The organism is Pseudomonas oryzihabitans, assembly GCF_006384975.1.
Taxonomy (GTDB): domain Bacteria; phylum Pseudomonadota; class Gammaproteobacteria; order Pseudomonadales; family Pseudomonadaceae; genus Chryseomonas; species Chryseomonas psychrotolerans_B.
In genome coordinates, this window is record NZ_CP021645.1 from 1,278,272 (window position 1) to 1,293,160 (window position 14,889).

At 65.2% G+C, this 14,889-nt stretch carries 13 protein-coding genes; 7 read left to right on the top strand and 6 right to left on the bottom strand.

Annotated elements, in window-relative coordinates; genetic code table 11:
* Positions 1–13: 13 nt before the first annotated feature.
* Entirely contained in the window at positions 14–1,327 is a 1,314-nt protein-coding gene (gene dctA, locus CCZ28_RS05580) for a C4-dicarboxylate transporter DctA (RefSeq protein ID WP_140216648.1), read from the bottom strand.
* Positions 1,328–1,383: 56 nt separating this feature from the next.
* The gene (locus tag CCZ28_RS05585) at positions 1,384–2,463 is read right to left on the bottom strand and encodes a 4-oxalomesaconate tautomerase (RefSeq protein ID WP_140216650.1); all 1,080 of its coding nucleotides are present in this window, start codon (positions 2,461–2,463) and stop codon (positions 1,384–1,386) included.
* Positions 2,464–2,609: 146 nt separating this feature from the next.
* On the opposite strand from CCZ28_RS05585, the gene CCZ28_RS05590 reads away from it, so the two are divergent.
* The 5 genes from CCZ28_RS05590 (at position 2,610) to CCZ28_RS05610 (ending at position 7,556) form a co-directional block, all read left to right on the top strand.
* The gene (locus CCZ28_RS05590; RefSeq protein WP_140216652.1) at positions 2,610–3,509 is read left to right on the top strand and encodes a LysR family transcriptional regulator; all 900 of its coding nucleotides are present in this window, start codon (positions 2,610–2,612) and stop codon (positions 3,507–3,509) included.
* A gap of 142 nt (positions 3,510–3,651) precedes the next feature.
* On the top strand, positions 3,652–4,569 hold the full coding sequence (locus CCZ28_RS05595) for a ubiquinol oxidase subunit II (protein ID WP_140216654.1): 918 nt from the start codon (positions 3,652–3,654) through the stop codon (positions 4,567–4,569).
* Positions 4,562–6,625, top strand: coding sequence for a cbb3-type cytochrome c oxidase subunit I (locus tag CCZ28_RS05600; RefSeq protein ID WP_140216656.1), 2,064 nt, complete (start codon positions 4,562–4,564; stop codon positions 6,623–6,625). The genes CCZ28_RS05595 and CCZ28_RS05600 overlap by 8 nt, the downstream gene beginning before the upstream one ends.
* Positions 6,622–7,251, top strand: a complete 630-nt coding sequence (locus CCZ28_RS05605) for a cytochrome c oxidase subunit 3 (protein WP_140216657.1) — start codon at positions 6,622–6,624, stop codon at positions 7,249–7,251. The genes CCZ28_RS05600 and CCZ28_RS05605 overlap by 4 nt, the downstream gene beginning before the upstream one ends.
* Positions 7,248–7,556 carry a cytochrome o ubiquinol oxidase subunit IV gene (locus CCZ28_RS05610; protein ID WP_140216659.1) on the top strand — a complete coding sequence of 103 codons (309 nt, stop codon included), beginning with the start codon at positions 7,248–7,250 and terminating at the stop codon, positions 7,554–7,556. The genes CCZ28_RS05605 and CCZ28_RS05610 overlap by 4 nt, the downstream gene beginning before the upstream one ends.
* 45 nt (positions 7,557–7,601) lie before the next feature.
* Here the strand turns inward: CCZ28_RS05610 and CCZ28_RS05615 are convergent, their stop codons facing one another.
* Together CCZ28_RS05615 and CCZ28_RS05620 are read right to left on the bottom strand one after the other, a co-directional pair.
* A complete protein-coding gene (locus tag CCZ28_RS05615; RefSeq protein ID WP_140216661.1) occupies positions 7,602–8,897 on the bottom strand; it encodes a PQQ-dependent sugar dehydrogenase in 1,296 nt (431 codons plus the stop codon).
* Entirely contained in the window at positions 8,894–9,322 is a 429-nt protein-coding gene (locus tag CCZ28_RS05620; protein ID WP_140216663.1) for a DUF2231 domain-containing protein, read from the bottom strand. Before CCZ28_RS05620 ends, CCZ28_RS05615 begins: the two co-directional genes overlap by 4 nt.
* Before the next feature lie 263 nt (positions 9,323–9,585).
* Here CCZ28_RS05620 and CCZ28_RS05625 point away from each other — a divergent pair, with 263 nt between their 5' ends.
* Complete coding sequence (locus CCZ28_RS05625) at positions 9,586–10,710, top strand: MFS transporter (protein ID WP_140216665.1); 1,125 nt, start codon at positions 9,586–9,588, stop codon at positions 10,708–10,710.
* A gap of 55 nt (positions 10,711–10,765) precedes the next feature.
* Here CCZ28_RS05625 and CCZ28_RS05630 read toward each other — a convergent pair whose 3' ends face one another.
* The gene (locus CCZ28_RS05630) at positions 10,766–12,055 is read right to left on the bottom strand and encodes a M20/M25/M40 family metallo-hydrolase (RefSeq protein ID WP_140216667.1); all 1,290 of its coding nucleotides are present in this window, start codon (positions 12,053–12,055) and stop codon (positions 10,766–10,768) included.
* A gap of 211 nt (positions 12,056–12,266) precedes the next feature.
* Entirely contained in the window at positions 12,267–13,181 is a 915-nt protein-coding gene (locus CCZ28_RS05635) for a LysR substrate-binding domain-containing protein (protein WP_140216669.1), read from the bottom strand.
* A gap of 109 nt (positions 13,182–13,290) precedes the next feature.
* On the opposite strand from CCZ28_RS05635, the gene metC reads away from it, so the two are divergent.
* Complete coding sequence (gene metC / locus CCZ28_RS05640; RefSeq protein WP_140216671.1) at positions 13,291–14,442, top strand: cystathionine beta-lyase; 1,152 nt, start codon at positions 13,291–13,293, stop codon at positions 14,440–14,442.
* Positions 14,443–14,889: the final 447 nt, after the last annotated feature.

Sequence of the window (14,889 nt, forward strand, 5' to 3'; positions counted from 1 at the left end):
CAGGGTATAGCGATCAGGCGTGGGGACGGACGTCTGGCGCAGTCCACTCGGCGGCATCGGGTACCGCCAGGGGTTCGGCCTTGCCGCTGGCCAGGGTGCGCATCAGTCGCTCCCGGTCACAGGCGCCTTCGGACAGCGAGATCACCACGGTGGCCACGGCGTTGCTGGCCAGGCTGGTCAGGGCGCGGGCTTCGGACATGAAGCGGTCGATGCCGATGAGCAGCGCCAGGCCGGCCAGGGGGATGTCGTGGATCACCGTGAGGGTCGAGGCCAGGGCGACGAAGCCGCTCCCGGTGACGCCCGCCGCGCCCTTGGAGGACAGCAGCATGATCGCCAGCATGGTCAGGGTCTGGCCGATCGTGAGGTCGATGTTGCAGGCCTGGGCGATGAAGATGGCCGCCAGCGACAGGTAGATGGCGGTGCCGTCCAGGTTGAAGGAGTAGCCGGTGGGCAGCACCAGGCCGACCACGCCCTTCTTGCAACCCAGGGCTTCGAGCTTCTGCAGCATGCGCGGCAGCACCGGCTCGGTGGACGAGGTGCCCAGTACCACCAGGAATTCCTCGCGGAAGTAGCGCAAGAGCTGCCACAGGCTGAAACCCCGCGCGCGGCACAGCGCGCCCAGCACCACGAAGACGAAGAAGGCGCAGGCGATGTACAGCGTCATGATCAGCTTGGCCAGGGAGCCCAGCGAGGTGATGCCGTACTGGCCCACGGTGAAGGCCAGGGCGCCGAAGGCACCGACCGGGGCGAAGCGCATCAGGTAGCCGAAGATGCGGAAGACCATCTGCGAAGCCGACTCCAGCACGTTCAGCACCGGCTTGCCGCGCTCGCCCATGGAGGACAGGGCGAAGCCGCAGAGCACGGCGATGAACAGCACCGGCAGCACCTCACCCTTGTTGAACGCCCCCATGAAGGTGTCCGGGATGATGTGCATGAAGAAGTCGACCACGCTGAGCTTGGCCGCCGACGCCGTGTACTGGGCGATGCTGGCGGTGCTCAGGGTCGCGGGATCTATGTTCATGCCCACGCCGGGCCGGAACAGGTAGACCGCGCCGAGGCCGATGAACAGGCTGATCACGGTGAGCACCAGGAACAGCAACAGCGTCTTGCCCATCAGCCGACCCAGACTGCTCTTGTCGGTCATGCCGGCGATGCCGGTGACGATGGTGCAGAACACCACGGGCGCGATCATCATCTTGACCAGCTTGATGAAGGCGTCACCCAGGGGTTTGAGCGCCACCGCCTGTTGCGCCCAGAAGTGACCGACCACTACCCCGAGGACCACGGCGCAGAGGATCTGGAAGTACAGCGATTTGGCAAGTTTCATGAGGCATCACCGTTTATTGAAGTTGTGCGGATGCGCTGGTGGTTGGGGGTGTTGCGTTAGCCGGCGAGCCTCCGCGCAGTAGGCGCATAGACATGACCGGAAAATAGCCGCCTGGCGGTGCGGACGACCGACGCCTGGATGGTAGTGCCGTCCGCGCCGCCGCGCGACAGCACCACGTCGATACCGCCGCTGGGATGTTCGAGGCGCACCTGGGTCAGATCGGCCGCGGCTTCGCCCAACAGCTCCATCACCACGGTGCTCGGGGTGACGCAAGCGGTGGCCAGGCCGATGGAACCGGTGATGGCCAGGGCGCGGTGGCAATTGTGCGGCATGAAGTAGCGCACCTGCAGGGTGCCGCCGTGTTGCGGCCGGGAGATCAGCACCGGCTTGGGAATCACCTTGCCGCTGACATCGCCCAGGCCCATGGCCCGACCGGCCTGCAGGCGCAGCCCTTCCAGCCGGGCCAGCAGCGCCGCGTTGGCGTCCAGATCGGCCGGGCGCTCGCTGCCGGTGACGCCCAGGTGGCGGGCCTCGACGATCATCATCGGCATGGCCATGTCGATGCAGGTCACCGGCACGCCATCGAAGACATCGCTGGCCTGGCCGGTGGGAAAGAGCTGGCCGGTCTTGCTGCCGACGGCGTCGAGAAAGGTCAGCTGGACCGGCGCGGCGGTGCCGGGCACGCCGTCGATGGCGGTGTCGCCTTCGTAGCGCACCTGGCCACCGGGGGTCTGCACCAGGGAGTCGACGAAGCTGTTGGTATTGAGGTTGCGGATGCGCACCAGGGTCTTGCCCTCGCGCGCCGCGACTAGGCCCTGCTCGACCGCGAAGGGGCCCACGGCGCAGAGCATGTTGCCGCAATTGGGCGCGGTATCGACGCGACGCTCGGCGACCATCACCTGGACGAACAGATAGTCCACGTCGGCGTCGGGATGGCTGGAGGGGCTGATGATGGCGACCTTGCTGGTCTGGGGGCTGCCGCCACCGATGCCGTCGATTTCCAGCTCGTGGCCGGCACCCATGAGGTCGATCAGCATCTCGTCGCGCGCGGCGGGATCGCTGGGCAGGTCGCTGGCATGGAAGAAGGGGCCCTTGGAGGTACCGCCCCGCATGAGAACGCACGGAATACGTTGCATGACTGCTGACTCTTGTTGATCAATAGCGGTTATTGATGTTCTGGAGACAAGATTGGCAGCCCCGCATAAATCTATCCAATGCAAATATCGTCGCTATTATTCCACCTAGATAATCAATAATTCCGTCGCTCGGGCAGAGGCCATTCATGGATTACGAGCTGCAAGACATTCGATCTTTCGTGAAAATCGCCGAACTGGGCAGCTTCCACGAGGCCGCCGATGCGCTGCACCTGTCCCAACCCGCCCTTAGCCGCCGCATCAAGAAGCTGGAAGACGGACTCGGCACGCCCCTGCTCGAACGCACCACTCGTCGGGTGGGCCTCACCAGCGTGGGTCGGGATTTCCTGCCCAAGGCTCGCCGGCTGCTGGACGACTTCGAGGACTCCATCCTCAGCATCCGCGAGCTGGCCGAACGCCAGACCGGTCAGGTCACCCTGGCCTGCATCCCCACCGCGGCCTTCTACTTCCTGCCCTCGGTGATCCGCCAGTACAACGAGCAATACCCCAAGATCCGCATCCGCCTGCTCGACCTCAGCGCCAACGATGGCCTGGAAGCCGTGCTGCGCGGCGAGGCCGACTTCGGCATCAACATGCTCAGCGGCCAGCACCCGGACATCGAATTCGTGCCCCTGGTGCAGGAGCAATTCGTGCTCGCCTGCCGCCGCGACCACGTATTGGCCGAGCGCAGTTCGGTCAGTTGGGCCGAACTGGTCGATCATCGCTTGATCGGCGTGGGCCGCCTGAGCGGCAACCGGGTGCTGCTCGACCACGCCCTCTCCGCCCGCGGCATCCGCCCCAAGTGGTTCTATGAGGTGCAGCACCTGTCCACGTCGCTGGGTATGGTGGAAGCCGGCCTGGGGGTCTCGGCCATGCCCAGCCTGGCCATGCCGGACGCCGATCACCCGACCCTGGTCAGTGTGCCCCTCAGCGAACCCGAGGTGACGCGCACCCTGGGCCTGGTCTCGCGCCGGGGCGCCTCGCTGTCGCCTGCCGCCGAGAAATTCGTCGCCATCCTGCTCGGCCAGTGGAAAACCGAGCCCAGCTGACCAGTCGCCGAAAAGCCCATGCCAGAGCGGCGGACCAGGGTGAGGGCGAAGCGCCACGCTAGCCAAGGGCCAGCCAGTGGTGAACGCCCGCCGCTTGCCTGGGGTCTGTTGGCTGCAATAACTGGTTACGGTCCGATCGCCCATGTCCCTCGCGAGTCCCTCGCCTTCCACCGGCAGCCGCCGCGCAGTCCACTCGAGATGCCTGCTGTCGCTCCTGTTCTCGCTGGGTGGCTGCTCGCCGCTGCAGCATGGCTTTCTCGCCCCGGCGGGCCTCGCCGCCATTGGCGAACGCGACCTGCTGCTGTGGATCGTCGGCCTGACGCTGATCGTGGTGCTGCCGGTGATCCTGCTCACCCCGTTGATCGTCTGGCGTTATCGCCACGGCAATGACCGCGCCGCCTACCGGCCACGCTGGGAATTCTCCTGGCTGCTGGACATCTTCGCCTGGGGCGTGCCGGCGCTGGTGGTGGCGGTGCTGGCGGTACTGGTCTGGACTCGCACCCACAGCCTCGACCCCTATCGCTCGCCGACGCCCAGCGAGGCGCCCCTGGAAGTCCAGGTGATCGGTCTGGACTGGAAATGGCTGTTCCTCTATCCCGAGCAGGGCATCGCGACAGTCAACGAACTGGTGCTACCGGCGGGTCGCCCGGTGCAGCTCAGACTCACCAGCGATACGGTGATGCAGTCCCTGCTGCTGCCGCGCCTGGGCGGCCAGATCTACGCCATGGCCGGCATGCAGACCCAGCGCTTCCTGCAGATTCCGGCACCCGGCCAGTTCGAGGGCCGCAACGCCCAGTACAGCGGCGAGGGCTTCCAGGACCAGCACTTCCCGATCCGGGTGCTGGACGCGCAGGACTTCCAAGCCTGGACCCAGCGCGTGCGCCAGTCCCGTGCGGCCCTGGACTGTGCTCATTACCAGGTACTGGCCCGCCCCGGCACACTGGAGCAGGCCGCCGAGCTGCGCCTGACCCAACCCGCCCTCTTCGCCTGGGTGCTGGCGCGCTATCGCCAACACCCGGTGCCCGCCTGCGACGCTTTCAAGGGAGCCGACCATGACTGAATCCTCGGCCCTCTGGCACTTCCTCTTCGGTCGCTTGGGCTATGACGCCCTGCCCTTCTACAGCCTGGTCGCCACCTGCGGCGCCAGCGTGGTCATCCTCGGCGCCCTGGCTACCGCCGGGGTGATCACCTGGCTCGGCAAGTGGCGCTATCTCTGGCAGGAGTGGTTCACCAGCCTGGACCACAAGCGCATCGGCATCATGTATGTGGTGCTAGCCCTGGTGATGTTCAGCCGTGGCGTGGTGGAAGGGGTGATGATGCGCACCCAGCAGGCCCTGGCGGTCGATGCACCCGGCTATCTGCCGCCCGAGCACTTCGGCCAGTTGTTCAGCACCCATGGCACCATCATGGTGTTCTTCGTCGCCATGCCCTTCCTCACCGGGCTGATCAACTTCGCCATGCCGCTGCAGATCGGCGCCCGCGACGTGCGCTTTCCGCTGCTCAATGCCATCAGTCTCTGGCTGACCGTGGCCGGCGCGGCGCTGGTGATGGTGTCCCTGGTACTGGGCCGCTTCTCCACCGGTGGCTGGAGCGGCTATCCGCCCTATACCGGCGCCGAATACCAGCCCGGCGTCGGCCCCGACTATTGGATCTGGGCGCTGACCCTCAGCTCCCTCGGCAGCACCCTCACCGGCCTGAACTTCGCCGTCACCCTCTACAAGGAAAGAGCGCCGGGGATGCGCCTGTTCCATATGTCGCTGTTCAGCTGGACGGCGCTGTGCACCAGCATCCTGATGATCTTCGCCATGCCGCCCCTGACTGTGGCCACCCTGCTATTAGCCCTGGACCGTTACCTGGATTTCCACTTCTTCACCAACACCCAGGGCGGCAACCTGATGAACTACATCAATCTGTTCTGGCTGTTCGGCCACCCGGAGGTGTACATCCTCATCCTGCCGGCCTTCGGCGTCTTCTCCGAGGTGTTCTCGACCTTTTCCACCAAGCGGCTCTATGGCTACCACTCGCTGGTCTGGGCCACCCTGGTGATCGCCGTGCTGTCCTTCACCGTCTGGCTGCACCACTTCTTCACCATGGGCCAGTCGCCGAAAATCAACGCGGTGTTCGGCATCGCCACCATGCTCATCGGCATTCCCACCGGGGTGAAGATCTACGACTGGATGGCGACCATGTTCCGTGGCCGCATCCGCCTGACCACGCCGCTGATCTATGCGGTGATGTTCATCATGCTGTTCGTCATCGGTGGCCTCACCGGCATCACCCTGGCTACGCCACCGGTGGACTACCAGGTGCACAACACCGTCTATCTGGTCGCCCACTTCCACAACATGCTGATCCCGGGAATGCTGTTCGGCATGCTGGCGGGCTACCACTTCTGGTTTCCCAAAGCCTTCGGCTTCCGCCTCGACGAGCGCTGGGGACGCATCGCCGCGCTGAACTTCGGCCTGGGCTTCATCCTGGCCTTCATGCCGCTGTACGTGCTGGGCGCCTCCGGCCTGCCGCGGCGCAGCCAGGCCATCCACAATCCCGACTTCGCCCCGCTGCTGTGGGTCGCCGAGGTGGGTGCGGTCCTGCTGCTGGCCGCCCTGGCGAGTCTGGTGATCCAGCTGGTGGTGAGCATCCGCCACCGCGACCAGGCACGCGTACCGGTGGGCGATCCCTGGAACGGCCGCACCCTGGAATGGGCGGTCGCCGCGCCGCCGCCGGAATACAACTTCGCCGTGCCCCTGCCGATCAACGACCGTGATCCCTTCACCTGGCTCAAGGAACAGCGGCTGGCCTATGACCGACCGCGCACCTATGCCGACATCGAGCTGCCAAAGAACAGCGCCGTGCCGGCCATCGTCGGGGCGGCGGGCTTCGCCTGCGCCTTCGGCCTGGTCTGGCACATCGGCTGGATGGCTGTGCTCGGCCTGGTAGTGGCCTGGGGCGCGGTGATAGCGCGCAGTTTCCAGCGCGATACCGAGCGATTGATCTCGGCGGCCGAGATCCGCCGTGAACACGAGGCCTGGCTAGATAGGGTCGCCGCCACGCGTGCGGTCAATCGCGACGAGGAAACCACCCCTGGCAATCGCGGCCTTGCGGAGATGGGTCCATGAGTCCGCGTGATATGAACCACGCCGGCCTCAACGTCGGCGCCACCGATCACGCCACCCACGCCAAGGCCGAGTATTCTTTGTTCGGCTTCTGGATCTTCCTGATGAGCGACGCCCTGCTGTTCGCGCTGCTGTTCGCCATCTACGCGACGCTGCAGCACGCTACCGCTGGCGGTCCGGTCGCCCGCGACGTGTTCGAGATCGGCAGCGTGACCCTGCAGACCTTGGTGCTGCTGGCCAGCAGCTTCACCTATGGCCTGGCGTCACTGGCGATGAAATACCACGAGGGTCGCCTGAGACCCCTGGTGACCTGGCTGCTGGTGACCTTGGCCCTGGGCCTGGTCTTTCTCGGCCTGGAGCTGCACGACTTCCTGGGCATGGCGGACAAGGGCGCCCTGCCCCAGCGCAGCGCCTTTCTTTCGGCATTCTTCGCCCTGGTGGGCATGCACGGCGTCCACGTCGCCAGCGGTTGCCTGTGGCTGGTGGTGATGCTGGCGCAGCTCCGGGTATTCGGCCTGGATACCCTGGTGAAGACCCGGCTGATGCGCCTGGGCCTGTTCTGGCATTTTCTCGATATCGTCTGGGTCGCCATCCTCTCGGTGGTCTACCTGCAAGGACTCCTGCCATGAAGCGAGATGACTATCGCCGTGAGCTGGCGAGCTATGTGATCGGCCTGGGACTGGCCGTGACGCTGAGCCTGATCCCCATCGCCCTGGTGCAATTCCCAACCTGGCCGCGCGGAACCACGCTGGGCATCGTCTTCGGCCTGGGCTTGCTGCAGATCCTGGTACACCTGCGCTGCTTCCTGCATGTCAGCCTGGGCCGCTCGCACCGCCACGACCTCTATCTGCTGTTGTTCACCAGCCTGATCCTGGTGCTGATGGTAGTGGGCAGCCTGGTGGTGCTGGGCGATCTGCATCACCGCATAGGGTGATCACGGTCGCCGTCCCGAAGAGCGGCGACCGGATCGAACCGCAGCTTATTGAGTACGCGTCACCCGCCAGACGGTATTGGCCAGATCGTCGGCGATAAGGACACCGCCGCGCTGGTCCACCGCGACGCCTACCGGTCGGCCACGGGTCTTGCCATCGTCGCCGTAGAAGCCAGTGGCGAAGTCGATGGGTTCACCGACGGGCCGCCCCTGCTGGAAGGGCACGAAGACCACGCGGTAACCCACCGGCTTGTCGCGGTTCCAGCTGCCATGCTCACCGACGAAGACGCCCTCGGCGAACTGCGGACCCACCGCCGCGGTGGAGAAGCTCAGCCCCAGGGCAGCGACGTGGGAGCCCAGGCTGTAGTCGGGCTTGATGGCGGCGGCCACCTTGGCCGGGTCCTGCGGCTGGGCTCGGCTATCGACGTTCTGCCCCCAGTAGCTGTACGGCCAGCCATAGAAACCACCCTCACGGATGGAGGTCAGGTAGTCCGGCACCAAGTCGGGACCGATTTCGTCGCGCTCGTTGGCCACCGCCCACAGCTGGCCGCTGCCGGGCTGCATGGCCAGTGCCGTGGGATTGCGCACCCCGGTGGCATAGTTCTTGTGCGCACCGCTCTGGGCATCGATCTGCCAGATCACCGCGCGATCCACCTCGACGTCCATGCCCCGCTCGCCGACGTTGCTGTTGGAGCCGATACCGACATAGAGATAGCGACCATCGGGGCTCACGGTGAGCGCCTTGGTCCAGTGGTGATTGATCGCCGCAGGCAGGTCCACCAGCTTGGCTGGCGCGCCGCTGGCCTGGGTCTGGCCGTCCTGGTAGGGAAAGCTCACCAGGGCGTCCTGGTTGGCCACGTAGATGCGGCCATTGGCGAAGGCCAGGCCATAAGGCGCGTTGAGATTCTCGGCGAACACCGTCTTGAGTTCGTAGGTGCCGTCGCCATCGGCATCGCGCAACAGGGTCAGGCGATTGCCACCCTTCACCTGGGTGTTGCCCTGGGCCTTGATGTAGCCGGCGATGACGTCCTTGGGCTTGAGCTTGGGCGCATTGCCGCCGCGGCCCTCGGCCACCAGGATGTCGCCATTGGGCAGCACCAGCATCTGCCGTGGAATGCGCAGGTCGGTGGCGATGGCGGTGATCTTGTAGCCTTGCGGCACGGTGGGGACACGATCCCCCCAGGGCGCCGGCTCGGCGATCTTCATGCTCGGCAAGAGGCCGCGCTGGGGTTCGGGCAGCTTGGGATCCGGACCACGGGCCTGGGTGTCGGCGCCGCCCTCGTTGCCACAGGCGGCTAGCAGCATGGCCAGACCGAGGACGCTCAAGGCTCTTGGAGTGCTCATCGAACCACCTCCGAACGCAGGTTGGAGAGGCCGATCCAGGCCGCGACGAGGCTCAGCACCGAGACGACCACCGAGAGGATCAGCCCGGCGGGCATCACCGCCCAGGCGTCCTTGGCATGTTCGAAGGCGTTGACCAGCCCCAGCACCCAGGCCAGCAGCAGCAAGAGAAAATAGGCTGCGGGTCGCCGGCCGCGGAAACGGGCGCCGAAGAGATTACCCAGAGCGAACAGCAGGGCCAGACCGGACAGCAACAGGGCGCCGGCGATCAGCCAGGCGGCGAAGTTGGCCCACTGGATCTGCATGGTCTGGTAGTAGGCGATGTCGCTGAGCAAGCCGCCGACGAACAGCGGCACGGAGCCCGCCAGCAGCAGCGCGTGCAGCGGGCCGGGCCGGACAGGGTGGTAATGGTGGGCAGCTACGGTCACTGACGACTCCTTTTCATGACGGGACGTGGCAGGGCGGGACAGCCACTGCGCGGCAAGACGCACTGAAAAGGATTGCCCGCGCGCCGGGTTAGTTCAGCCGTTTCGCCTGGCGGACACCTCTTGCAAAAGAAGAGATAATGACAGTCTCGTTGCAGTAGCCCCCTCTGCCAGGCGACTGTCCGGCACAGCCATCCCCTGCAATCCGCTGTCCAGCCGCCGACCGAAGGGCTGGACGTCACCTCCGCTACAGGAATCCCTTCTGCATGACCTCTTCCCGGTCCGTCGATCAGGCCTCCCGGCGCGCGGCCATCGTCCTCGCCTGCTGCCTGCCCAGCGACGTATTGCTCTATCTCGTCCTGCCGATGTACGCCCCAAGCTTCGGCATCAGCCTGATCGAGGCCGGCATCCTGCTGGCCGCCAACCGGGTGATCCGCATCGTCGGCTATCGCTACGTGGTGCGGCTCTATGCCCGCTACGGTGATCGCCGCAGCCTGATGGTGGCGGCCGCGGTGGCCGCCCTTTGCGCCCTTGGCAATGCCAACCTCTCGGGCTTTTGGGCGCTGCTCGGGCTGCGCCTGGCCTGGGGCCTGAGTTTCGCCACCTTCAACCTGTCCACCCAGGTGCTGGCCACCGCCGACCCGGCCGGTGCCGCCCGCCGCACCGGTACCTCGCGTGCCCTCATCGCCATCGGCCCGATGCTCGCCCTGTCCGCGGGTGCCTGGCTCACCCTGCACTATGGTCCGCGGGCGGTCCTGCTGCTGAGCAGCGGGCTCTGCCTGGTCGGCCTGGCCCTCGCCGCCGGTTTGCCCAGCGCCGGGCACCAGCTGCCCGAACCCGGACGACGCCTGCGCTGGCCGGACCGCATCGTCACCTGGTCCTTCATCGAGGGCGTGACCCTGGATGGCCTGTTCATCTTCGGTCTATCGGCCTTTTCCCAGGCGGTGCTGGGCGGTGATGCGGTCCTGATCGCCGGCCTGCTCATGGCGTTGCGTTACGTATCGGACATGCTGCTCAGCCCTCTGGGCGGCCGGGCGGCGGACCGCTATGGGGCGGCGAAGATGCTGGTGGCCTGTTCGACGCTGACCGCCCTGTCGCTGACCGCGTTCGGCTTTCACTGGCTGATCCTCGGTGCCGGCGGCGTGCTCATCCTGCGCGCGCTGCAGATCCCGCTGGTGGTGACCATGGTCGCCGAACGGCATCCCGGTCAGGCGCGGGTACCGGCATTGGCCTCCAACGCCATGTGGCGCGACGTGGGCGCCAGCGTCGGTCCGCTGCTGGCCGGCTTTCTCATTCCGCTGGTGCCATCCACCCTGCTGTATCCGCTGTCCGGGCTGGCGATCCTGATCAGCTCCCTGGCCTGCCTGAGATTGAAGCCAGCGCGCGAATGAGGCCGCCGGGCCTGACCCCTGCCGGCAAGGGACGGGGGTCAGGGCCGGCCTGCCACTACTGGCCGTGCGCCTGGAGCACCGGCTCGCTGACGCCCTTGATGCCCACCAGGGTCAGGCTCGTCAGCAGCACGTTCTGCGGGCCCTGGTAGGCGTTGACCGGCTTGTACCATTCCGCCAGCGAGTGGGCGCTGCCGCCCTCCCCGCCACCGCTGATGGTCATGGCCGGCACGCCGAGGGCCATGGCGGTATTGGAGTCGGTACTGCCGCCGCTGAGGGTGACCTTGGCACCACTGGTGACTACGGCGATGGAACGCTGCGCCGTCTGTACCATGGGTGAATCCTCCGCCGTGCCACCGGCCGGACGATCCCCGATCAGCTTCACCTCGACGGATATCTGGTCGGTATCCCAGCGCTGGTTTTCTTCCTTCACCGCGTCCTGCACCAGGGCCAGAATTTCCTTTTCCTCCGCCAGCAGCGCGGCCTCCTCGTTGGATCTCATGTCCAGGGTCAGGCGCGCCTCGGCGGCGATGGCATTGACCGAGGTGCCACCCTGCACGGTGCCCACGGTGAAGGTGGTCTTGGGCTCCTTGGGCGGCCGCACCTCGGCGATCTTGGCGATGGCCCGGCCCATGGCATGGATGGCGCTGGGGCGACCGAATTCACCGAAGCTGTGGCCACCCGGCCCCTTGAAGGTGATCTCGTAGCGGTGGCTGCCGGTGCCCCGATTGACCACCCGGCGCACGTCGATGCCATCCACCGAGATGAAGCCATCGATGCCCTGGCGATCCTTGAACAGCGCCTTCACCCCGCGCAGGTTGCCCAGCTCCTCCTCGCCCACGGTGCCGACGAAGATCAGATCACCCACCGTCTCGATGCCGCTCTTGTTGAGGGCGTCATCACCGATGCCGGGGCCGAAGGTCTTGCCGTCCTGTTCCTTGAGTTTGAGGTCAGTGCCCTCGGGAAATACCGTATCCAGATGCGCCGACACCACCAGTTGTGGCCCCTGGCCACTACCCTTGCGGGTGGCGATCACATAGCCCTCCTGGGCGATGCTGGCATCCTTGAGCCCCAGCGCCTGGAAGCGCTTGAGGTAATACTCTGCCCGCACCTGTTCCTTGAACGGCGGCGCGGGAATCTGGGCGATGTGCTTCTGTTCCTCGAAGGTGCGCCCATCATCGGCGCGCAGCGCTTCCAACGCCTTGGTCACCCGGGCATCGCCCTGCACGGCGGTAAAGGCACCCTCGACGCCAGGCGCGGCAGCCAGGGGCAACGCCAGGGTGGCGGTCGCGGCGGCGAGAAGAACAGCGGACAAGCGGTTGGCCAAGGCCGAACGAGCAAAAGACATCTGACACTCCCATTGCCTAGGTTGGTATTCCGATGGCGCGCAATCGTCAGACGAATGCGCAACCTCTTGACGCTAGGTGGGGGTGAATCAATCGTCAAAAAGCGGGACGTAACCGGATGCTACATCCAGGCGGCGCCGGTCTGTGCCAAGTACGCCGGAGTCGCACTGCCGAGCCATCCCTGTCGCGACACGCCCTGCCAATCGAGCGGATTCATCTCGACAGGTACTGCTTGATGAATTCGAGGTCCTTCGCGAGCTGTATCCGCATGACCTTGAGCAGTTTTCGCGCCGTATCCGAGAGCGGCTTTCCAGGACGGAACACCAGCAGGCTTCGTGTTCGCACATCCAGGTCGAAAGGTCTGATGACCAAGCCCCGGTCGACGAAATCGAGCGCCGCCAGGGGATTGATGAAGGCCACTCCGGTGCCCCTCAGCACCAGATTGCAGATCGTATGCAGGTAAGCCGTTTCCACCCTTACGTTCAAGGCCACGCCTGCCGAATCGAGGGCGACCTCCAGGCGGCGGCGACTGCTGTCTTCCGGATTGAGGGCGATGAACTCGCAACCCGCCAGATCCCTGGCCGCAATGGACGATTTCCGGGTCAGCGGATGCCCCTGAGGCAAGGCGATCACCCCCGGCTCGTTCATGAACTCGGAATGTTCGAGTCCGGCGGCCGGCATTTCGTCGGCCATGACGCCAAAATCGCAGAGTCCGGCAGATACCTCCTGATGCACCTCCCGCGAACTCTGCACACGCAGGGAAACCCGGATGTCCCTTTGCTCGAGATCGAACTCAGCCAGGGCACGCGGCATGAACGCATTGCCCATCAGGGGATGTACCGCGATGGCCAGTCTGCCGGTGCCGAACTGCTTCAGACTCTTGATGCGATGTTCGATGGCATCCATACCGATGAACAGCTTGTCGACATCGATCAGCAGCGCCCGGGCTTCCTCGGTCGCAATCAGACGACCATGGGCACGGTGAAACAGCTGCAGCCCTGCGCTGCTTTCCAACTTGCGAATCGACTGGCTGACGGCCGGCTGGCTGACACCCAGCACCTGGGCTGCCTTGCTGGTACTTCCCGCGCTCATCACTACGCGGAACACCTCGATATCTCGCACACCCATGCAGAAGACCTATAAGCCTGGCTTATCGACTTGATAATCCTAGAGCTAGCCGCTGGTTCCGGTCCAGCCAACAATGGGCCGGACACGGACTCGCTGACAGGCCCTCTCCATGAAAACCATCGACTTCGCAGGAAATCCCTACGCCAGCCTTTCGCCCCCGGTGTGGCGCGGTTCAACGGTGGTCTTCGATAGCTTCGAAGACTTCGTGGACCGCAAGCGCCGGCAGCCCGACGGGTACAGCTACGGCATAACGGGTACCCCGACCGCGCGCCAGTTGGAGAGCAAGATCGCCCAGCTCGAAGGTGCCCAGCATTGCCTGGTGCTGCCTTCCGGCGCCGCGGCCCTGATCACCACCTTGCTTGCCTTCGTCCGCGGGGGCGATCATCTGCTCATCGCCGACTCCTGCTATGGCTCCTTGAAGGCCTTCGCCGAGCTGTGGTTGCAGCGGATGGGCGTGGATGTCGAGTTCTACCCGCCGACCCTGGATGACGGTATCGAGTCGCTGATCTGTTCGAATACCCGAATGATCTGCCTGGAAGCCCCTGGCACGGTCACCATGGAAATGCAGGATATAGACGCCATCACCCGTATCGCCCGGCGCCATGGCGTTCTGACGATGATGGACAATACCTGGGCCAGTCCGCTGTTCTGCAAAGCCCTCGACCACGGTGTCGATTTCGTCATCCAGGCCGTCACCAAATACCTGGGCGGTCACTCCGACCTGTTGATGGGCAGTATCAGCCTCAACGACCGGGAGCATTACGCTACCTTGCGGGAAACCCAAAGCGTCTTCGGCCAGGCGACCAGTCCGGAAGACTGCTTCCTGGTAGAGCGAGGCCTGCAGACCTACCCACTGCGGCTCCGCGAACAGAGCCGCAAGGCGCTGAGCGTGGCGCGTTGGCTGGAGACCCAGCCCATGGTCGAGCAGGTGCTGTTTCCCGCACTGGAAAGCGACCCGGGCCATCGAATCTGGCGAGAACAGTTTCAAGGCTGCGGGTGCCTGCTGTCGGTCATCCTGACGCCCACGGAGCAGGAGTCCGCCTTCGCGGCCTTTTTCAACACCCTGCAGCTCTTCCCGATTGGCGCCAGCTGGGGCGGAACCCGCAGCCTGATCGCCTACTACCCGGCCGAACTCCAACGCGCTCGCCGCTACTCACCCACCGATCAGCCCGTAGTACGGATTTCCGTCGGACTTGAGGACGAAGCCCTGCTGACCCAGGACCTGGAGCAGGCCTTGAAGGCCTACGCAGCCGCGCGGTAACCAGCGGCACGGTCATTCGTGCGGCCCAGCGGAGGCTAGCGGTGAGCGGGTGAAACTCCTTGCCAGGCAGTCGCTGGGCGCGAGGCTGGTCGAGCGGGATGAGGCCTCGCTGGTCGTGGCTGCCTACTGAACGGCCTTTAGCGAGACTATTTGTCACTCAATGTTTCACCACAGCGACAATTTCCAAGTTTCAACGGGCAGTGCTCCCTTACCTGGCCGTTGCAAAAGCCGCGAGCCAGATAGACTGGATTCGCCGCGCGAATAGAGTCGTCCAGTGACCTGAAGGCTACCGGACAGACCAAATCCGCTCGGTCGGTACATGGCCGACCGAGCGCGCGCCGCAATAATGCATCTATCTTGATCTAGGGTTCGAGAACAAGTGGCGACGAATACCAGCCAGCCCTAAAGACTGACTAATTACATCCTAAATGCCACCCTTCTTCCGTC